The sequence below is a fragment of the Pseudomonas syringae pv. tagetis genome (genome assembly GCF_022557255.1).
Taxonomy (GTDB): Bacteria; Pseudomonadota; Gammaproteobacteria; order Pseudomonadales; family Pseudomonadaceae; genus Aquipseudomonas; species Aquipseudomonas caricapapayae.
Genome location: NZ_CP092923.1, coordinates 3,808,755 through 3,829,884, shown reverse-complemented (window position 1 = coordinate 3,829,884; position 21,130 = coordinate 3,808,755). Strand labels below are relative to the sequence as shown.

Genomic DNA, 21,130 nt, shown 5'->3' with positions numbered 1-21,130 from the left:
CAATTAATTGTTGTTGCGCAGCTCGTAGTTCAGGCCCAGGCCGATCGACTTCGCGAAGGGGATCAGCTGGTTGAAGTACAGGGACACGCCGTCAACCTTGTTGCCGACCGATGATTTGGGAACGAACACGATATCGCCGCGTTTCAGCAGCACCGGCGCTGTAGGGCCACCTGCACCGCCTGCCCAGAGAAACTTGCTGTAGTCGAAGAAGTAGGTTTTGTAGAGCCCGTTTTCCTCCTGACGCAGAAGCGCGACCAGGCCGGCGTCCGCATCGAGCGCCACGCCGCCCGCGCCGACAATCGCCTGGTCAAGATTGGTGGCAACATTCACCGGCAGGGTGACCGAGTTGCGCACGGCACCGCCGACAAACACGGTATTGCCCGGTGACTGAGAAATGTTGATGGTCAGTGCAGTTTCGCGGTAGACATTCTGCAGCTTGTTTTCCAGCAGGTCATTCAACTGCTGGAGTGTCAGCCCGGCGGCCTTGACGGTGCCGATGTAAGGGTAGGAAAAGGTGCCGTCATTGAGCACCTGAAACAGGGTCAGCTCGTAGATCGAGTTGGCCGTAAACGCCGAAATCGAGGGTGCCTCGCCACTGTTGCGAACGATTCGAAGGGTATCGCCAGGGCGGATTCTTTCCGGCGGCAGCGGTTTGCCCGCCAGTGCGCGGCCCGCCGCCTGACCGGCCTCAATCTGCGCACGGTCATCCGGCAAGCCGACCCTGGAAGGGGTATTGCATGCACTCAACAGCAATAAGCTTGCGATCAGCATCATGCTTTTCATTGGTCCTGAACTCCTGTCGTGCACAAATACGGCTCCCTGACGGGTAATAAATTCATGTTGGCGGGTACTGCCTGTTCCGGTTGCTATCGATGAAAGGTCGGTGGATCAAACGGCGCGTGCTGCCGCTTGCTGATCAGCTCTTCACAGCCTTGTCGGGCACACGGCCATAAATATCGGTAAAGCGCACGATATCGTCTTCGCCCAGGTACTCGCCGCTTTGCACTTCGATCATCACCAGATCGATCACCCCTGGGTTGACCAGTCGGTGGGTGAAGCCCGGCTTGATGAACGTGGATTCGTTGGTATCAAGCATGAACTCACGCTCGCCGTTGGTAACTGTGGCCATACCACTGACGACGATCCAGTGTTCGCTGCGGTGATGGTGCATCTGCAGCGACAGTGAAGCCTGCGGACGAACCACGATGCGCTTGATCTTGAAGCGCTTGCCTTCTTCGAGCACGGTGTAGGTGCCCCATGGGCGAGTGACGGTGCGGTGCAGCCGGTAGGCATCATGCCCCTGGCGTTTGAGCTCCTGAGCGATAATCTTGACGTCTTGGCTGCGGCGTCCGTCTGCGATCAGCAACGCGTCAGGGGTGTCGATGATGATCAGATTGTCGAGGCCGATGGCACCCACCAGACGTTTGGGCGAGTCGATGTAGCAATTGCTGACGTCATGCAGCACAGCTTCGCCATTGCAGTAGTTGCCTTGGGCGTCGACGGGAGACAGTTCCCGGACTGCCTGCCAGGAGCCGATATCACTCCAGCCAAACTGGCAGGGCACCACGGCGACCTTTTCGGAGCGTTCCATCAGCGCGTAATCGATGGAAATGTCAGGTGCCAGGGCAAACGACTCACTGTCCAGTTCGATCTGCAGTTCACGATTGCCTTCCTTGCGCGTGCTCGCCCCCAGGCAAGTGCTGACTGCGTTGAGCACATCAGGGGCGTGAGTGCGCAACTCTTGCAGCACGGCATCGGCACGCATGCAGAACATCCCGGCATTCCAGAAATGCAGACCACCGTCCACATAGCCTTGGGCAGTAACGGCGTCGGGTTTTTCGACAAAACGCGCGACCTGGCAGGCGTCGGCATTGAGCGCAGGGCCTTTTTCGATATAGCCAAAACCGGTTTCCGGTGCGGTTGGCACAACTCCGAATGTCACCATCCAGCCCTCTGCGGCGAGCTTCTGTGAAGCGGCCACTGCTCTGGCAAACTCCGCGACATCGGTGATCAGGTGATCGGCAGGCAGTACCAGCAACTGCGCCTCATCACCGTACAACTGGCTGACATGCAGCGCAGCGGCGGCAATCGCGGCGGCGGTATTGCGCCCGAAGGGCTCGAGGATGAAATCCAGGCGCGCATTGCCTTTATTCAACTGGCGGTAGTCGTCCACCGTGCGGAAATACACTTCCCGGTTGGTCACGGTCAGCAGGCGATCAACGCCAGGCAGACCGACCGCACGCAGGAACGTTTTCTGCAACAGGCTCTGGCCGTCGGGAAGGCGCATGAATGGCTTGGGCATGGCTTCACGCGAGACTGGCCACAGGCGAGTGCCGGAGCCGCCGGCGATGATGCAGGGAATGAGAGTGCTCATCAGTAAGCCTCACGAGTGAATAGCACTGCAGGCACAGTGCGCATAAGAATGTAGAGGTCAAACCAGACAGACCAGTTTTCTATGTACTCAAGATCGAACTCGACGCGTTTTTCGATTTTTTCCACGGTGTCGGTTTCACCACGATAGCCGTTTATCTGCGCAAGCCCGGTGATCCCCGGTTTAACGCGATGCCGCGAGGTGTATTCCTTGACCGCTTGCTCGAACAGGATTCCTGCAGCCTTGGTGGCTGTCGCGTGAGGGCGCGGCCCGACCATCGACATACTGCCTGCCGCAACGTTGAACAACTGTGGCAGTTCATCCAGGCTGGTTTTGCGAATGAAGCGCCCGACCCGTGTGATTCTGGCATCGCCCCGGGTAGTCTGCCGCTCGGCCGTTGCATCGGCCTGGTGTTGATGCATCGAGCGGAATTTGAATACTTCGATCAGGCGATTGTTGTAGCCATAGCGTTTCTGGCGGAAAAACACCGGGCCCGGGGAGTCGAGCTTGATCGCCAGCGCAACCAGCAGCATCATGGGCGACAACGCCAGTAATGCGAGTGATGACAGAACGATATCTTCGGCGCGTTTGATGAACGGCGACCAGCCACTGAGCGGCAGATCCGACGCATTGAACATCGGCAGCCTGGCCACTTCGGTAATACGGTTATGGGTATGCCGGAAGGCAATCATGTCCGGCACCAGCAGTACGTTGACCGGTAACCTGCGCAATTCGCGGATGATGTAATCCATGCGGTTTTCCGCGGTCCAGGGCAAGGCGACCAGCACCTGAGTCACTTTTTCTTCACGAATCAGCCGCTCCAGGTCGCTGGTATTGCCCAGCAAGGGAAGATTGGCCACGGTTTTGGGCATGCGACCGATACGGTCATCGATAAAGCCGGTCACCCCCGAACGGATGTCCTGATGCTCAAGCAGGTACTCGGCCAGGCGCAGGCCATTTTCAGTAGCGCCGAGAATCACGGCATGTTGCAGAAACACACCTTTGCGCATCTGGTGTTTGAACAACATCAACAGCAGCAAACGGATGATGCCGAACAACGCAAGACTGGTCAGATACCAGATCAGTAATTCTTCCGCAGAGAGGTAGCCGAACAGCCCCATTGCCTGCTGCATGAATAACAGGAGCCCAAACGCAGCGGTCCAGGCGAGTGCCATGGCACCCATGCGCAGGTCGTTGCTGAACAACGCTTCGGAATAGACCCCCATGGCCTGAAATACCAGCACGCCGACAAAGCCGAAAAACAGCAGCATGGTCAGGTAGCCCTGCTGTGTTTCCGGGCCGCCGTCCTTGATCAGCAACATGATCACCAGGCCCGGCAGGATGCAGGCAATACCATGGGCCAGACGGATGCCGAAAAGAAAGTATTCGACCAGGCTGGTGCGGGTCAGCGAAAGACTGTCGACGGGCTGCAACCTCATAAAGCTCCTTTACTCCCTGTGTGCGTCTGAATCCTGCTGATCCTGAACGTTTGTCGATGACATGTTTGCAGAGTCAAAGAGATATCTCTTCGCCAGTATTGTCCAAGCGTAGCCAGTTACGTGCTGCGGTCATGACCAATCCGGACTGTCTTTTGTGAATATCACTTTATATATGTCGTCCCGTTCCGGATCTTATTTAAGGCTTTTCAATCATTTGTAGATGAAACTTCCTTCAAACGAGGGTACTGCTGTCAGTAAAGCTCATGAAACAAATAGCGACAGTGCAAAAGTGTTCCAACCCTGACGCAAACCTTGAGCCAGAGAGTTTCATCTCAGGTTTGGCCCAGTATTGGCAGGGGTTTGACCGGTACTCGACGATGTGAAAAAAAATTCCGCAGACAAGTGGGCTTTTTTGATGTGTGCGGGGTCACAGTCATGCGTCGTGCGAAATGTATGCGGGCGCTGATAACAGAAAGAGCCTCGCTCGCAGGCTTCAATTCGTAGGGTTCGGCAGAGGAGGTGTCATGACACAACGCAGGGCAATGCTCATTCTTCATGGTAAACAGGCACTCAATGAGGACGTGCGTGATGCCGTTGCCGACAAACGCAAGCAGGGCTGGGAGCTCGACGTGAGGCTGACCTGGGAAGCCGGCGATGCCCAGCGACTGGTCAGCGAAGCACTTGCGGCCGGGCACCGGCACATCGTGGCAGGCGGCGGTGACGGTACGTTGCGCGACATCGCCGAAGCCTTGGCGCTGGCTGAAACGAAGGCCAGTCTGACTATTTTGCCGCTGGGCACTGCCAATGACTTTGCCCGTGCTGCCGGGGTGCCTCTTGATGTATCCCGAGCCCTGCAACTCATGGATGTACCACCACGTGCCGTCGATCTTGGGGAGGTAGGTGGCAAGCTGTTCCTCAATATGGCCACCGGTGGCTTTGGCAGTCAGGTGACGGCCAACACCTCCGAAGACCTGAAAAAGGTACTGGGCGGCGCGGCCTATCTGTTTACAGGTCTGACAAGGTTCAGCGAGCTGCACGCCGCCCACGGCGAACTTACAGGCCCGGATTTCCACTGGCGTGGCGATCTCCTGGCGCTGGGTATTGGCAACGGCCGACAGGCTGGCGGTGGCCACGAGTTGTGTCCGACCGCACTGGCCGATGATGGCCTGCTGGACATCAGCATCCTGCCAGCGCCTCAGGAAGTGGTCGGCACGCTCAGAAGCCTGCTGGAGGGTGGGCTGGGGATCGACAACATGTTCATCCGTGCACGTCTGCCCTGGGTAGAGCTCAAGTCGGCGCAAGGGCTGGATATCAATCTGGATGGTGAACCGTTGTCGGGTGAAGACCTTCGGTTCGAGGCACGACCGGGAGCGCTTCAGGTGCATTTGCCGGCGGACTCACCTGTGCTGGGCCGTGCGCCGATGCTCAATCATCCAGGCTGATAATTCGTTCGCGGACGCAAAACAGTACCAGCCCGGCGACGTCGAAAATCTGCAGCCGCTTCATGATCTGGGAGCGGTGCGTTTCGACGGTCTTGATACTGAGCCCCAGCCCGTCGGCGATTTCACGCGTGGATTTGCCGCGTACGATCAGGCGCAGGATTTCCAGCTGGCGAGCCGTCAGGTTATAACGCTCCTTCGCTGCCCGGGCTCTGTCTGAGCGGGTGCCGCGCAGGGCGCGCTCGATTACCGTATGGGCGATGGCCGGGCTCAGGTAGCGTTCGTTATTGCGCAGCGCTTCCAGTGCCTGTTCCAGCTCGGTAGCGGTGGTGTCCTTGAGCAGATAGCCGCGGGCTCCGATGTCCAGCGCACGCATGATCATGTCCGGATCGGTGTGCATGGACAGGATCAAGACCTTGCAATGGGGTTGCACGGTCAACAGGTGCTCGAGCGCCTCAAGCCCATCGACGCTCTTCATCCAGATGTCGAGCAGAATGATGTCAGGTTTGAGCCTCTGCGCCAGACTCGACAACTGCGCACCGTCAGCCGCTTCGCCAAGAATCGCGTAGCCTGGCATGTCTGCAACCAGCGCTCGCACACCGGCTCTGATCAGGGAGTGGTCGTCGACCAGTAACAGATTGCAGGTCATTGTGGCTTCTTGTGTAAATGGGACCGCTTATGCGTGCAATCCCGGTTCAAACTTTAAAACGGTTTTGAAAGCAATGAAGACAATGTACGGAAAACACTGACGTGACAACACCACCTCAGTAAACCTGCAATGCTACATCCAGTGATTGCCAGTCATTGAACGTTATCGCTGGGTTGCATCCTTGGCCACGCATGATTGCGACGAAACGCTGGCCAGTTTTTCCAGCAGTTCCAGCTGTTCGTTATTGTCCATCGTCAACTCACCCGTTTGCGGGTCAAGAAGCTCCACCTGCCAGGACATCAGCATCAGGCAGTGTTTGACTGTCAGCAGGGTTTCCCGGGAGAGTTCGCTGGCCTGACTGCCGGTCTTCAGCAGTTGACACAGCTGGCGTGAAAAATCGGCAATGCAGGGCACAGGCGCCGCTTCCGCTTCCTGTGCCAGCGTGCGCAGGGTCGTCAGAAGGCAGCCGGTGGCGTCCTCGTCGTTGGGGATCAACTCAAGGTGCGAAAGACATTCTTCCGACTTGTGCAGAAGTGCCTGAGAGGTGCTCAGGAACTCGTCATGCTTATGCTGCCAATCATTGTTGCTCAGCATCCTTTGTCTCCACTGATCATGGATAGCGAACTTCCGCCCGCGGCGAATGGCTGACAGTTAATGTCGATTTCAAACGAAAGTATGTAGGGCGTTTCTGAATGTTGCCAGCGCCGCTCGATTGCAAGGATTGGAAAGCGAGCAAGAACCGGACCCCATTCTTGTATTGAGAATGGCGTCACAATAGTGGCAATTAGATGTTGATCATATCAGGTTATCCCCGATTGACTTTTAGCAGGTTTTTTGAAGGCTGCTTCAAAAAGGCACTGTGCCTGCGCGCTTCCATGACCAAGCCTTCGTCGTATTTGTCTGACTGGAAAGCGACACCAGTAGAGCATGATGGTAAAGTGACATCAATGATTGGGAATGGCCTTTCATCGCCATTAAGGTCCGGCTGGTTTCAGCCGATACAGGCTCAACAGACTCATCGCGACCATTGCTTCAGGAGCTCATAATGGCAGGCATTCTCGACACAGTAGATCAGCGCACACAACTGGTGGGCGAGAATCGCCTGGAAATCCTCATGTTTCGCCTTGCCGGTCGGCAATTGTTCGCGATCAACGTGTTCAAGGTTCAGGAAGTATTGCAGCTACCCAAGCTCACCCTCATGCCGCAACGTCACTCGTTCGTCTGTGGCGTAGTCAATCTGCGTGGCCAGACCCTTCCGGTAATCGATCTTTCCCAGGCTATCGGCATGCGGCCGCTGGTCCCGGGGCCCGGCAGTACCATCATTGTCACCGAGTACAATCGCTCGGTTCAGGCCTTCCTGGTCGGCGGTGTGGACCGCATCGTCAACATGAACTGGGATGCAATCATGCCGCCGCCGGCCAGCGCCGGCCGCCAGCATTATCTGACCGCCATCAGCAAGGTCGATGACCAACTGGTAGAAATCATCGACGTTGAAAAAGTGCTCGCCGAGATCGTGCCGTACAACGCCAAGGTGTCCCGTGAGAAGCTCGAGGACCCGGTGCTGGAAAATGCCCGCGGTCGCGAAGTGTTGCTTGTCGACGACTCCAAGGTGGCACTGGCACAGTTGCGCGACACGCTGTCGCAATTGGGTCTCAAGCTGCATGTGGCGAGCGATGGTCTCAAGGCGCTGAACATGCTCAAGGCCTGGGCGGACGCAGGCGAGAACGTTCATGAAAAGCTGCTGATGGTATTCACCGATGCCGAAATGCCGGAAATGGACGGTTACCGCCTGACCACTGAAATCCGCAACGACCCGCGTCTGCGCAGTCTTTACATCGTTCTGCACACCTCGTTGTCCGGCAGCTTCAACGAATCGATGGTCAAGAAGGTCGGTTGCGACAACTTTCTCTCCAAATTCCAGCCCGACAAGCTGGTTGAAGTGGTACGTGAACGTCTTTTGATGATTGGCTGATATTTCACGCGGTCGCTGATCGCGGATGCCTGCCGCTCTGGCTTCGGATAAGCTTTGATGTCTGCATCAACGCTTATCCAGCCATCAAAGGAACCGGCTCTCATGTTACGTCTCAGCTCGCTCTATCGTTACCCTCTCAAGTCCTGTAAGCCTGAGACCATGCAGCGTGCGTCGTTTGACCGGTTGGGGCTGGAGGGGGATCGACGCTGGATGCTGGTCGATGAAAGCAATGGCCGGTTCTTTACCCAGCGAGCCCTGCCGCACATGTCCCGGTTATCCGTGTTGTGGAATGCCGGTGGCGGCGTGACCCTGTCGGCTCCCGGTTTCGAGTCTCTGGATGTGGCGATTCCCCTGGATGTCGACTCGAACCTGCGGGGTGTGACTGTCTGGCGAGACTCGTTGCAGGTGCCGGACGCCGGCGATGTGGCTGCTCGATGGGTAAGCCGTTTTATCGGCAAGCCCACGCGCATGGTGTATATGCCTATCGAGCGGGCACGCCGGATGCCTGGCGGTCACGGCCACGATGAAGGTCACGTGAATTTCGCCGACGGTTTTCCGTTGCTGTTGATCGGGCAGGGCTCGCTCGACGATCTGTCAGCCCGTCTGGGCAGGCCATTGGAGATGCTGCGCTTCAGGCCCAATCTGGTGATCGAAGGGGCTGAGGCCTTTGCCGAGGATGGCTGGAAGCGCATTCGCATTGGCAACATCGAGTTCCAGCTGCTCAAGCCTTGCGCGCGCTGCATCCTGACCACTGTCGACCCGGCCACCGGCGAGCGCAGTCCGGATCGCGAGCCTTTCGCTGCACTCAAGACCTATCGGGAAGTGGAGGGCAATGTTCTGTTTGGTCAGAACGTGGTCAACCTTGGGTTGGGTGAGCTTGAAACGGGTATGGCGGTCGAAGTGCTGGAATAGAAGGCGTCTGGTGCCGGGAGTGCTTTGCGGAGCACTCCTGGCGACGGATCACAGGTCGTCGAAGAACCGCTCGTGCCAATCCACAAGCGGTTGAGGTGAGTTGAGTTTCTGGCCGTAGATCACCGAATATGACAGCACGTTCTGTACGTACTGACGGGTTTCATCGAACGGAATGCTCTCGACCCAGACATCGAAGGCCAGGTGGTTGGCGCCTCTGAGCCATTGCCGTACGCGTCCTGGCCCTGCGTTGTAGGCCGCCGAGGCAAGCACACGATTGCCGTTGAACTGGGCGTGCACCGAACTCAGATAGGCGGCACCCAGCTGGATGTTGGTATCCGGGTCCAGCACCTGCTGCGGCGAAGCCAGCGGGATGCTGAACTTGCGGGCAGTTTCCTTGGCGGTGGCAGGCATCAGTTGCATCAGGCCGCTGGCGCCGACGCCCGAGCGCGCGTCATCCATAAAGGCGCTTTCCTGACGTGTGATGGCGAACACCCAGCTCGAGTGCAGGCCGCGTACCTTGGCTTCGCGAACCAGTGTGTCGCGATGCGCCATCGGGAAACGTATGTCCAGATCATCCCAGTATTGGGCCTGGCTGATCGTGCGAATGGCCGGGAAGTACCATTTCAGGTCATAGGCCAGTTTGGCTTGGGCAACCATCTCGTCACGATTGAACAAGCGGCTCACGTGATACCACTCACGACGCCCGTCGACAATCTCCCCGCGATCATGAAACTCCAGTGCACGACGTACGCCGGGGGTATTACGCACTTTGTTGATCAGCGCCTGACTGAGTACCAGCGGCTTGTTATTGAGTTGATAAGGGCTCTGTGTGCGGTCGGCGGCCAGAAATCCGTAGAAATCGCGCTCTTTGGCAACATCCTTGTACAGGGCGGCAATCAACGGGCTGTTCGGTTGAGCCAGTTCCAGCGAGCGGGCTTCCCAGTAACGCCAGCGATTGGTTGCAGCAAGGTCCTTGGGCAGTCGACGCGCCAGTTCGTAGGCGTCCTCCCAGCGGCCCAGACGCAGCAGCAGGCGCATGCGCCACTCGGTAACGGTGTTGTCGCGCAGTTCGGGGTCATACCGGGTCATGACCTCCAGCGCGCGGTCATCGTAGCGGCGCGCCAGGGTCAGGCCGATCTCCTTGGCAATTTCCACCTGCTCCTCGCGGGAGAAGTGCATCGTTGCCGCGTAGCCGTCGAGCATCGACAGGGCTTTTTGCGGATCCTCCTTAGCCAGTCTGCGCAAGCCAAGGCCGACTACATCGGACATGGCTTCATCCACCGGTGCGAACTGCCCGGGGTTGTTGACCATTTCAGGCTTCTGGGCGACAGCCAGCAACAGGCGTCCCTGCGGTGCCAGCGAGTTGAGACTGTTGACCAGCGTGCTGGCCAGGCTGTAGTTGCGCGCCTGAGCGGCGAGCTTGGCCCGCTGCCAGCGCTTCTGCTCGGTCAACTGGCCGACGGCTGCCCATTGTGCGAAAAACCCGTCACAGGCGGCTGGCAGCGTCTTGCCGGTCATCCATAGTTTTTCCGCGCTGGCGTAGCCCTCGGCGCGCTTGTTGTTGTTCAACTGGTACTGGCCGTACAGGCAGTCCAGTTCAACGAAATTCATCTTCGGGTCGTAGTACTTGACGAACGGTTGCCAGTCACCGCGCTCTGCCAGCCAGCGCAACCAACGCAGCTTCATCCAGTTGGCCTGGGGCAGATCACCATGCTCGGCAAGAAACTTCTCGATTTCTGCATTGCTCGCGGTCTTCAGGCGAGCTGTCAGCTCGTCGTATTCGAGGTAAGGCTCCAGCGGGTAATCAGCCAGCGCCGTGCTGTACATCTGATACGGGCCCGAGTCGCCCTTGGCCAGCGCGCGCTTTGCTTCGTCGTAATACTTGCGTTGTTGGTTGAGGTCTGCCGCATGAGCAGTCTGAACGGCGGTGGTGGAGAGGAGCAGGCACGATAAAAAGCTGAACAAACGACTGCGCATGAGACTTCCGAGCAGATGAGTCGTGAAAAGTATCGCTAGCTTAGCCTTTTGCCAGCTCATGGTGAAAGCATTGCCGACGAGCTTGTCTCATATGGAAATAATTGTCGGTTGTGAAGGCTGTGTGGAAGTTGTTACGGGTGCCACGATTCCCGACATCCGCGTGTTATCTCAGGTAGAATGCGCGCCCGGTTTTTGGAGAAGCTCATGACCCTGCTCAAATTCAGCGATGTGTCCCTTGCTTTCGGCGCGATGCCGTTATTGGACAAGGTGTCCTGGCAGATCGCCCGTGGTGAGCGGGTGTGCATCATCGGCCGTAACGGTACAGGCAAGTCCAGCATGTTGAAGCTGGTCAAAGGCGTTCAGAAGCCTGATGACGGGGCTGTCTGGCGTGCACCCGGCCTCAAGATCGGCGAGTTGCCCCAGGAATTGCCGGTAGCCGACGGACGGACCGTATTCGACGTGGTAGCCGAAGGCCTGGACGGCGTCGGTGCCTTGCTGGCTGAGTACCACCACCTGGCGCAGAATTGCGTCACCGAGGAAGATCTGAACAAGCTGATGCATGTTCAGCAAGACCTCGAAGCCCGAGATGGCTGGCGCTTGCAGCAACTGGTCGAAAGTACGCTAAGCCGGTTGCAGTTGCCTGCCGACAAGACCCTTGCCGAGCTGTCCGGTGGCTGGCGTCGCCGTGTCCTGCTAGCCCAGGCGCTGGTTTCAGAGCCAGACCTGCTGCTGCTGGACGAGCCGACCAACCACCTGGACATCGGTGCCATTGCCTGGCTCGAAGAAGCCCTCAAGGATTTTCAGGGTGCAGTGCTGTTCATTACGCACGACCGGGCATTCCTGCAAAACCTTGCGACCCGCATTCTCGAGCTGGACCGTGGTGGCCTGATCGACTGGGACGGCGATTACGCCAGTTTCCTCGTCCACAAGGAAGCCGCACTGGCCGCCGAAGAGACCGCCAACGCACTTTTCGACAAGCGCCTGGCTCAGGAAGAAGTCTGGATCCGTCAGGGCATCAAGGCGCGTCGTACCCGCAACGAAGGCCGCGTGCGTGCCCTCAAGGAGCTGCGTGTAGAGCGCAGCGAGCGCCGCGAGCGCACCGGCAAGGCCAATATCCAGCTCGATACTGCCGAGAAATCCGGCAAGCAGGTCATGGTCCTCGATAACGTCAGCTTTGCCCATCCGGGCGGGCCGACCCTGATCAAGGATTTTTCCATGGTCCTGCAGCGCGAAGACCGTATCGGCCTGCTGGGTGCCAACGGCACTGGCAAGACCACGCTGCTCAAGCTGATGCTCGACAACCTGCAACCGACCAGCGGCAAGGTTGAAGTCGGCACGCGTCTGGATGTCGCCTATTTCGACCAGTTGCGTCACCAGCTCGATCTGGAAAAGACCGTGATCGACAACGTTGCCGAGGGGCGTGATTTCATCGACATCGATGGCCAGAGCCGTCATGTTCTGAGCTACCTTGGCGACTTCCTGTTCAGTCCGCAGCGTGCCCGCACCCCGGTCAAGGCGCTGTCGGGTGGTGAGCGTGCCCGTTTGTTGCTGGCCAAGCTGTTCAGCAAGCCAGCCAACCTGCTGGTGCTCGACGAACCGACCAACGACCTGGACGTGGAAACCCTGGAACTGCTTGAAGAGGTGCTGCTGACGTTCAAGGGCACCGTGCTGATGGTCAGTCACGACCGGGCATTCCTCGACAACGTCGTCACCAGTACCCTGGTATTCGAGGGTGAAGGCAAGGTTCGCGAATACGTGGGCGGTTATCAGGACTGGTTGCGTCAGGGCGGTTCGCCGCGTCTGCTGGGCGTTGCCGACACCAAGTCCGGCAAGGCCGAGCTAGCCAGCGCTGTTGTGCAGGCTGCACAGGTTGCCGCTCAGGACATGCCGGTCGCGAAGAAGAAGCTCAGCTACAAGCTTCAGCGCGAGCTGGAGGCGTTGCCAGGTCAGATCGATGAGGTCGAAGGCAAGATGGCTGCCCTGAACGCGGAAATGGCCGAGCCGGGCTTTTATCAGCGTTCAGCCGAGCAGACCGCAGCAGTGCTGGCACAGTTGGAAAACCTGCAGGCCGAGCTGGACAAGCTGCTGGAGCGTTGGGCTGAACTGGACGAGTAATCGCCCTGAGAGTACGTGTCATGCAGAAAAGCCCGGGTGACCGGGCTTTTCGTTTTACCCGGTCGGATTACTCGGGTTTTTTCAGGCTCACCGCCAGCACATCGCACGGCGCACCATGCAGAACGTCGTTAGCGGTCGAACCGAGCAGCAGGGCTAGCCCGTGACGGCCGTGACTGCCGACAACGATCAGGTCGCAAGCCTCGCTCTTCGCCAGCTTGTGGATTTCTTGGCGTGGCTGGCCGAAAACCATGTGGTTTTCGCTGTTTTCCAGCTGAGGATACTTGAGCTTCAGCTTCCCGAGCTTTTCTCTGGCCTGATCGATCTGTTGCTGCTGCAGCTGCGAAAGGTCCATGGGGACGTCGCCACCGAACGCCATTGCGATCGGTTCGACGATGTGCACGAGCGACAATTTTGCTTCGCTGGCCGTTGCCAGCAAGCTGGCGCGACGGATGACCGGGTCACACTCATCGGTGAGGTCAACGGCAACCAGAATGTGTTCGTATGGCATGAGGGTGTCCTCCGGGAGAATTGCGATGGTGGGAGTATGGCTCTTTCGTTTGCATCTGGGCAGACCCTTGTACAAGCCATTGTTTTCAAAAATGTTGTGAGACGCCTGAGATAGGGTGGGGGCAGAAATATGACGGTCTGGATAGTCCTGTCAATCATTGGTGTAATGCTGAGCCCGTTGGTGTGGTTGCGCCCGTCGCGCCATCAGAGCGGCAGAATGGCGCTGCGTATGGAGGCGCGACGTCTGGGCATGGGCATGCAGCTGGCCCCACAGGAGTGGCCGCACTGGCTGACGAAGGAGCCGCCCAGCCCTTGTGCCCAGTACCACCGGCCGCGTCTGGGTTCGCATGCGGATGCCTGGGTGTACTGGCAAAGCGAGCCGGGTGTCTGGCGCAATCGCTGGCGCGAGGTCTGTGAAGATACGAAACTGTTGCCATATCTGGGGATGTTGCCCGCAGATGCCTACAAGGTCGAGGCTGACGGACAGATGATTGCCGTGTACTGGGCGGAGCGGGGCAAGGCGGAAGTGTTGCAGCGTATTGATACGGTGCTCAAGGCGCTGGCCTGAAACTGACCGGCAGAACTTGAATCGCAGGCATTAAAAAGCCCGATAACAACATCGGGCTGGGGTTGGCCAGGCAGGCCGATAATTCGTCGCGTGCCGACAGGCTTTCGCCGCCATGTCGGCTTTCGCTGTTGCGCACCCGCAAATCAGCTGCATTGCGAGCCTCTTGTGGCGCAGTGCTGCGACTCTAGCCCTTTTGCTCCTTTTTGTCGCGATTCCTGCAAATATTTTTTGCGCGTGCCCTCAGGCGGTGCGTCCAAGCCTGATTTTTCCAGAGCACGACGCAGTGCCTTATTTTTCCAGGAGTGGGCTGCCGCCATGCGTAACGTCATTATCATTCCTGCGAATGATGGCGGATCTCGGTCAGTCGTGGGCATTATGAAGCGCCTGCATATTCGTGCGAAAACGAAGATTTCTGAGTGTTTTGTCGAATTGACAATCTCACGGTTATGTCCGAAGGTGTGCGTACCCAAATCAAACGGGCGTATGAAATGATCGTTTGGTCGTCAGAAAGCTCTGACAGAATCCTGACTACCACGTCGCGGCGGGTAAACGTGTGATTTGGCGTGTTCATCGACGGCGACGTCGTAGCCCCGTCTGACATCAATGTCCGGCGGGTATTGTTCAGCTTCCATATTTTGGAGATCAGTTGATGATTTACGAAGGTAAAGCCATCACGGTTAAGGCTCTTGAAAGTGGCATCGTCGAATTGAATTTCGACCTCAAGGGTGAGTCCGTCAACAAGTTCAACCGTCTCACCCTCAATGAACTGCGTCAGGCCGTCGATGCACTCAAGGCCGACGCTTCAGTCAAGGGCGTTATTGTCACCAGTGGCAAGGACGGATTCATCGTCGGAGCCGACATCACCGAGTTCGTCGACAACTTCAAGTTGCCGGAAGCTGAGCTGGTCGCGGGCAATCTCGAAGCCAACAGGATTTTCAGTGATTTTGAAGACCTGGGCATGCCGACTGTCGTGGCGATCAATGGTATTGCGCTAGGTGGTGGTCTGGAAATGTGTCTGGCCGCAGACTACCGGGTCATCGCCAGCAGCGCTCGTATCGGTCTGCCCGAAGTCAAACTGGGCTTGTACCCGGGGTTCGGCGGCACTGTACGCCTGCCGCGTATCATCGGTGCCGACAACGCAATCGAGTGGATCGCGTCAGGTAAGGAAAACTCCGCAGAAGACGCACTGAAGGTCGGTGTCGTCGATGCGGTAGTTGCGCCCGAAAAGCTCCAGGCAGCCGCGCTTGACCTGATCCAGCGTGCAGTTTCCGGCGAGTTCGACTACAAGGCCAAGCGCCAGCCCAAGCTGGACAAGCTCAAGCTCAATGCCATCGAGCAGATGATGGCTTTTGAAACCGCCAAGGGGTTCGTCGCCGGTCAGGCCGGCCCCAACTATCCGGCACCGGTCGAAGCCATCAAGACCATCCAGAAGGCGGCCAACTTTGGTCGCGACAAGGCGCTGGAAATCGAAGCTGCCGGTTTCGTGAAGATGGCCAAGACCTCTGCTGCGCAGAGCCTTATCGGCCTTTTCCTGAACGATCAGGAACTGAAAAAGAAAGCCAAGGGCTACGATCAGGTTGCCAGGGACGTGAAGCAGGCCGCTGTGCTGGGTGCCGGTATCATGGGCGGCGGTATAGCTTATCAGTCGGCGGTCAAGGGCACGCCGATCCTGATGAAGGATATCCGCGAAGAAGCCATTCAACTGGGTCTGAACGAGGCCTCCAAACTGCTGGGTGGCCGTCTGGAAAAAGGTCGCCTGACTGCGGCGAAGATGGCCGAGGCGCTTAACGCGATTCGTCCTACGCTGTCCTACGGCGATTTCGGCAATGTCGACCTGGTGGTCGAAGCGGTTGTCGAGAATCCGAAGGTCAAGCAGGCGGTACTGGCCGAAGTCGAAGCCAACGTAGGTGAAAACACTATTCTGGCCTCCAACACGTCGACCATTTCGATCAGTCTGTTGGCTCAGGCCCTCAAGCGCCCTGAAAACTTCGTCGGCATGCACTTCTTCAACCCGGTGCACATGATGCCGCTGGTGGAAGTGATCCGTGGCGAGAAGTCCAGCGAAGAAGCGGTCGCTACGACCGTTGCCTACGCCAAGAAGATGGGCAAGAACCCGATTGTAGTCAACGACTGCCCAGGCTTCCTGGTCAATCGCGTGCTGTTCCCATATTTCGGTGGTTTCGCCAGACTGGTCAGCGCCGGCGTGGATTTCGTGCGCATCGACAAGGTCATGGAGAAATTCGGCTGGCCGATGGGACCTGCCTACCTGATGGACGTTGTCGGTATCGACACAGGCCACCACGGCCGTGATGTCATGGCCGAAGGTTTTCCTGACCGCATGAAAGACGACCGTCGCTCCGCGATCGACGCGCTGTACGAGGCTAATCGCCTGGGGCAGAAGAACGGCAAGGGTTTCTATGCCTACGAGACAGACAAGAAGGGCAAGCCCAAAAAGGTCAATGACCCGGCTGTGCTGGATGTGCTCAAGCCGATTGTCTACGAGCAGCGTGAAGTGACCGATGAGGACATCATCAACTGGATGATGATTCCATTGTGCCTTGAAACGGTTCGCTGCCTGGAAGACGGCATTGTCGAAACCGCTGCCGAAGCCGACATGGGCCTGATCTACGGTATTGGTTTCCCTCCATTCCGTGGCGGTGCGCTGCGCTATATCGATTCCATCGGTGTTGCCGAATTCGTTGCCCTGGCTGACCGCTACGCCGAGCTGGGTGCCCTGTATCAACCGACCGCGAAGCTGCGTGAGATGGCCTCAAATGGCCAGAGCTTCTTCGGTCAAGCGTCTTCCGAGGAATGAACGAATGAGCCTTAATCCAAGAGACGTCGTGATTGTCGACTTCGGTCGTACTCCGATGGGCCGCTCCAAGGGCGGCATGCACCGCAACACCCGCGCCGAGGACATGTCCGCGCATTTGATCAGCAAGCTGCTCGAACGCAACAACAAGATTGACCCGGCCGAAGTCGAGGATGTGATCTGGGGCTGTGTCAACCAGACCCTGGAGCAGGGCTGGAACATCGCGCGCATGGCGTCGTTGCTGACCCAGATCCCGCACACCTCCGCCGCCCAGACGGTGAGCCGTCTCTGTGGTTCGTCCATGAGCGCGCTGCACACCGCTGCGCAGGCAATCATGACCAACAACGGTGATGTATTCGTCATCGGTGGCGTGGAACACATGGGCCATGTGAGCATGATGCATGGCGTGGACCCGAACCCGCACATGTCCCTGCATGCCGCCAAGGCGTCCGGAATGATGGGCCTGACCGCTGAAATGCTTGGCAAGATGCATGGCATCACTCGCGAACAGCAGGATGCCTTCGGCTTGCGCTCCCACCAGTTGGCCCACAAGGCAACGCTGGAAGGCAAGTTCAAGGACGAGATCATCCCGATGCAGGGCTATGACGAAAACGGTTTCCTCAAGGTCTTCGACTACGATGAGACCATTCGTCCGGACACCACCCTGGAAAGTCTTGCGGCTCTCAAGCCGGCGTTCAATCCAAAGGGCGGCACCGTGACTGCAGGTACTTCTTCGCAGATCACCGATGGCGCGTCGTGCATGATCGTCATGTCGGCCCAGCGTGCCCAAGACCTTGGCATCCAGCCTCTGGCGGTGATCCGCTCGATGGCGGTGGCTGGTGTCGACCCTGCGATCATGGGCTATGGCCCGGTCCCGGCGACCCAGAAGGCGCTTAAACGCGCCGGTCTGACGATTGCCGATATCGACTTCTTCGAGCTTAACGAAGCCTTCGCTGCACAGGCCTTGCCGGTGCTGAAAGATTTGAAAGTGCTCGACAAGATGAACGAGAAGGTTAACCTGCACGGCGGCGCCATCGCTCTGGGTCATCCGTTCGGGTGTTCCGGTGCGCGCATCTCCGGCACTTTGCTCAATGTCATGAAGCAAAACGGCGGCACCTTCGGCGTGGCCACCATGTGTATTGGTCTGGGGCAGGGCATCGCGACCGTTTTCGAACGCGTCTGATTCCTGTGTGTGATGCGAGCCGGGGCTTGGTGCCCCGGCTTTTGTTTTTTGAAAAAATGGTTTTTCAGCGAATTTTTTTGAACGTGTTACAAGAGGACCGCAGCATGCATCTGCAACCAGGGCTCTATCGCCATTACAAAGGCCCGCAGTATCGGGTTTTCAGTGTTGCCAGGCATTCCGAAACCGAAGAGGAAGTCGTGTTCTATCAGGCTCTCTACGGCGATTTCGGGATGTGGGTGCGCCCCTTGAGCATGTTTCTGGAGACTGTCGAGGTTGACGGCGAGCACGTCCCGCGCTTTGCTCTGGTTGAGGCTGAAGCCAGCCTGTTTTCACGAACGTGAGGGGGAATTGCACAACAGGCTGTGCTTGACCTCACCTTGTAGCCACTATATATAGCGTGGCCTTTACAAGCTCCTCACTGTCTTTCATCTAGTTATTCAGGAATCTTCTGATCCATGGGCAAATCGCTGGTCATCGTGGAATCCCCGGCTAAGGCCAAGACCATCAACAAGTATTTGGGTAACCAGTACGTGGTGAAGTCGAGTATCGGCCATATCCGAGACCTGCCCACCAGCGGTTCGGCGAGTGCCGCAAAAGATCCTGCCGTCAAGCGGGGCAAGGCTGCTGCGGGCGAAGGCCCGGTACTGACGCCGAAAGAAAAGGCGCAGCGCCAGCTGGTCTCGCGCATGGGAGTCGACCCGGAACACGGCTGGAAAGCCAAGTACGAGATCCTTCCGGGCAAGGAAAAGGTCATCGAAGAGCTGCGCAAGCTCGCCAAGGATGCCGACACCATCTATCTCGCGACGGACTTGGACCGCGAAGGGGAGGCCATCGCCTGGCACCTGCGCGAAGCCATCGGTGGGGATGACAGTCGATACAAGCGCGTGGTGTTCAACGAAATCACCAAGAAAGCTATCCAGGAAGCGTTTTCCAAGCCTGGCGAGCTGGACATTGCACGAGTCAACGCTCAGCAGGCGCGTCGGTTTCTTGACCGCGTTGTGGGCTACATGGTCTCGCCGCTGCTCTGGCAGAAAGTTGCCCGTGGCCTTTCAGCCGGGCGGGTGCAGTCGGTTGCGGTAAAGCTGGTGGTGGAGCGCGAGCGTGAAATACGCGCGTTCAACCCTGAAGAGTACTGGGAAATCCACGCCGACCTGGGCACTGCCAAGGGTGCCAACGTGCGTTTCGAAGTGGCTCGTGAAAGCGGTGAAGCGTTCAAGCCGTTGAACGAAACCCAGGCTATGGCGGCCCTTGCAAAACTCAAGGCGTCCAGCTACAGCATCGTCAAGCGTGAAGACAAGCCGACCAGCAGCAAGCCTTCGGCACCGTTCATTACCTCGACTCTGCAGCAGGCGGCGAGCAATCGTCTGGGCTTCGGCGTAAAGAAGACCATGATGATGGCTCAGCGCTTGTATGAGGCAGGCTACATCACCTATATGCGTACCGACTCGACCAACCTGTCGGCGGACGCGGTGAGCATGGCGCGTGACTATATCGAAACCGAGTTCGGCAAGAAGTACCTGCCAGAGGCACCTAACGTCTACAGCAGCAAGGAGGGCGCACAAGAGGCTCACGAAGCGATTCGACCCTCCGACGTCAACACCCACCCGACCAAGCTGGCAGGGATGGAGCGTGACGCCGAGCGGCTTTACGAGTTGATCTGGCGTCAGTTTGTCGCCTGCCAGATGCTGCCGGCCCAATACCTGTCGACCACCGTTACGGTCGCCGCGAGCGATTTCGAACTGCGTGCCAAGGGCCGTATTCTCAAGTTCGATGGTTACACCCGTGCCTTGCCGCAGATGGCCAAGCCGGGCGACGATGACGTTCTGCCGGACATGGCGCAGGGCGAATCCTTGAAGCTGAACAAGCTCGACCCGAGCCAGCACTTCACCAAGCCGCCTGCGCGTTACTCGGAAGCGAGCCTGGTCAAGGAGATGGAAAAACGTGGCATTGGCCGCCCGTCGACTTATGCGGCGATCATTTCGACCATCCAGGACCGTGGCTACGTGGCGTTGCACAACCGCCGCTTCTACTCGGAAAAGATGGGCGACATTGTCACCGGACGTCTGTCCGAAAGCTTTTCCAACCTGATGGACTACGGCTTCACCGCCGGGATGGAAGAAAACCTCGATGACGTTGCTCAGGGTGAGCGCGACTGGAAGAACGTCCTGGACGAGTTCTACGGCGATTTCCGCAAAAAGCTCGACGTGGCCGAGGCCGCTGATGGCGGCATGCGTGCCAACCAGCCAGTGATGACCGATATCCCTTGCAAGGTGTGCGGTCGGCCGATGCAGATCCGCACTGCCTCTACGGGTGTGTTTCTGGGTTGTTCCGGCTACAGTCTGCCACCCAAGGAGCGTTGCAAGGCGACTGTCAATCTGACTCCCGGCGATGAGATTGCCGACGACGATGAAGGCGAGTCTGAGTCGCGGGTGCTGCGCGGCAAACATCGCTGCCCGATCTGCAGTACGGCAATGGACGCGTATCTGCTCGACGAAAAGCACAAGCTGCACATTTGCGGCAACAACCCGGACTGCACGGGGTATGAGATCGAGGAAGGCACTTACCGGATCAAGGGCTACGAAGGCCCGAGCCTGGAGTGTGACAAGTGCGGCAGCGAGATGCAGCTCAAGACCGGTCGTTTCGGCAAGTTCTTTGGCTGCACCAATCCCGAGTGCAAGAATACCCGCAAGTTGCTGAAAAGCGGCGACGCGGCACCGCCTAAAATGGACCCGGTGAAGATGCCGGAGCTCAAGTGCGACAAGGTCGACGATACCTACATACTGCGTGACGGCGCTTCGGGTCTGTTCCTGGCTGCCAGCCAGTTCCCGAAGAACCGTGAGACCCGCGCACCGCTGGTCATCGAGATCGCGCCGCACAAGGACGAAATCGATCCCAAGTATCATTTTCTTTGTGAAGCGCCTAAGAAGGACCCGGATGGTCGTCCGGCAGTGATCCGCTACAGTCGCAAGACCAAAGAGCAGTATGTCCAGACCGAAGTAGAGGGCAAACCTACAGGCTGGCGCGCGTTCTACGACGGCAGCGCCTGGAAGGTCGAAGACAAGCGCTGATCGCAAGCGCCCGAGCCGAACAGCCCGGGCGCTGTTTTCGACAGGCGCGAGCCTGTGTCGCCAGACTGTCGTGACGCTACAGGCTATGCTGTTCACTATCCCATCGTTGTGGAGCGAC

General features: G+C 58.1%; 16 protein-coding genes. 9 read left to right on the top strand and 7 right to left on the bottom strand.

Features of this window, described 5'->3' with window-relative positions; all coding sequences use genetic code 11:
- Positions 1-3 precede the first annotated feature (3 nt).
- The 3 genes from MME58_RS16925 to MME58_RS16915 form a co-directional block, all read right to left on the bottom strand.
- On the bottom strand, positions 4-783 hold the full coding sequence (locus MME58_RS16925; protein ID WP_054985274.1) for a polysaccharide biosynthesis/export family protein: 780 nt from the start codon (positions 781-783) through the stop codon (positions 4-6).
- A 133-nt stretch (positions 784-916) separates the two neighbouring features.
- The gene (locus MME58_RS16920; protein WP_055005385.1) at positions 917-2,374 is read right to left on the bottom strand and encodes a mannose-1-phosphate guanylyltransferase/mannose-6-phosphate isomerase; all 1,458 of its coding nucleotides are present in this window, start codon (positions 2,372-2,374) and stop codon (positions 917-919) included.
- Positions 2,374-3,810 (bottom strand): undecaprenyl-phosphate glucose phosphotransferase, encoded by a 1,437-nt coding sequence (locus MME58_RS16915; RefSeq protein WP_054985272.1) that lies wholly within the window; start codon positions 3,808-3,810, stop codon positions 2,374-2,376. Before MME58_RS16915 ends, MME58_RS16920 begins: the two co-directional genes overlap by 1 nt.
- A gap of 524 nt (positions 3,811-4,334) precedes the next feature.
- Here MME58_RS16915 and yegS point away from each other — a divergent pair.
- Positions 4,335-5,252 (top strand): lipid kinase YegS, encoded by a 918-nt coding sequence (yegS, locus tag MME58_RS16910; RefSeq protein WP_054985271.1) that lies wholly within the window; start codon positions 4,335-4,337, stop codon positions 5,250-5,252.
- Here yegS and MME58_RS16905 read toward each other — a convergent pair.
- Complete coding sequence (locus tag MME58_RS16905) at positions 5,236-5,898, bottom strand: response regulator (protein ID WP_054985270.1); 663 nt, start codon at positions 5,896-5,898, stop codon at positions 5,236-5,238. The genes yegS and MME58_RS16905 overlap by 17 nt on opposite strands.
- 162 nt (positions 5,899-6,060) lie before the next feature.
- Positions 6,061-6,492, bottom strand: a complete 432-nt coding sequence (locus MME58_RS16900; RefSeq protein WP_054985269.1) for a hypothetical protein — start codon at positions 6,490-6,492, stop codon at positions 6,061-6,063.
- A gap of 451 nt (positions 6,493-6,943) precedes the next feature.
- On the opposite strand from MME58_RS16900, the gene MME58_RS16895 reads away from it, so the two are divergent.
- Both MME58_RS16895 and MME58_RS16890 read left to right on the top strand, forming a co-directional pair.
- Positions 6,944-7,870, top strand: a complete 927-nt coding sequence (locus MME58_RS16895; protein WP_054985268.1) for a chemotaxis protein CheV — start codon at positions 6,944-6,946, stop codon at positions 7,868-7,870.
- Between the two features lie 102 nt (positions 7,871-7,972).
- A complete protein-coding gene (locus MME58_RS16890) occupies positions 7,973-8,782 on the top strand; it encodes an MOSC domain-containing protein (protein WP_055005384.1) in 810 nt (269 codons plus the stop codon).
- A gap of 48 nt (positions 8,783-8,830) precedes the next feature.
- Here MME58_RS16890 and MME58_RS16885 read toward each other — a convergent pair whose 3' ends face one another.
- On the bottom strand, positions 8,831-10,759 hold the full coding sequence (locus MME58_RS16885) for a transglycosylase SLT domain-containing protein (protein ID WP_055005383.1): 1,929 nt from the start codon (positions 10,757-10,759) through the stop codon (positions 8,831-8,833).
- Between the two features lie 204 nt (positions 10,760-10,963).
- Between MME58_RS16885 and MME58_RS16880 the strand changes: the two genes are divergently transcribed.
- Complete coding sequence (locus MME58_RS16880) at positions 10,964-12,874, top strand: ATP-binding cassette domain-containing protein (RefSeq protein WP_055005382.1); 1,911 nt, start codon at positions 10,964-10,966, stop codon at positions 12,872-12,874.
- Between the two features lie 67 nt (positions 12,875-12,941).
- On the opposite strand, the gene MME58_RS16875 is transcribed toward MME58_RS16880, so the two are convergent.
- Complete coding sequence (locus MME58_RS16875; protein ID WP_055005381.1) at positions 12,942-13,382, bottom strand: universal stress protein; 441 nt, start codon at positions 13,380-13,382, stop codon at positions 12,942-12,944.
- A gap of 129 nt (positions 13,383-13,511) precedes the next feature.
- Between MME58_RS16875 and MME58_RS16870 the strand changes: the two genes are divergently transcribed.
- From MME58_RS16870 to topA, 5 genes are all read left to right on the top strand, one after another.
- Positions 13,512-13,949, top strand: coding sequence for a hypothetical protein (locus MME58_RS16870; protein ID WP_055005380.1), 438 nt, complete (start codon positions 13,512-13,514; stop codon positions 13,947-13,949).
- Between the two features lie 649 nt (positions 13,950-14,598).
- Positions 14,599-16,764 carry a fatty acid oxidation complex subunit alpha FadB gene (fadB, locus tag MME58_RS16865; RefSeq protein WP_055005379.1) on the top strand — a complete coding sequence of 722 codons (2,166 nt, stop codon included), beginning with the start codon at positions 14,599-14,601 and terminating at the stop codon, positions 16,762-16,764.
- 4 nt (positions 16,765-16,768) lie between these two features.
- Positions 16,769-17,944 carry an acetyl-CoA C-acyltransferase FadA gene (fadA, locus tag MME58_RS16860; protein WP_054985261.1) on the top strand — a complete coding sequence of 392 codons (1,176 nt, stop codon included), beginning with the start codon at positions 16,769-16,771 and terminating at the stop codon, positions 17,942-17,944.
- A 104-nt stretch (positions 17,945-18,048) separates the two neighbouring features.
- Positions 18,049-18,285, top strand: coding sequence for a DUF1653 domain-containing protein (locus MME58_RS16855; RefSeq protein WP_054985260.1), 237 nt, complete (start codon positions 18,049-18,051; stop codon positions 18,283-18,285).
- 114 nt (positions 18,286-18,399) lie between these two features.
- Positions 18,400-21,012, top strand: a complete 2,613-nt coding sequence (topA, locus tag MME58_RS16850) for a type I DNA topoisomerase (RefSeq protein WP_054985259.1) — start codon at positions 18,400-18,402, stop codon at positions 21,010-21,012.
- The last annotated feature ends 118 nt before the right edge of the window (positions 21,013-21,130 follow it).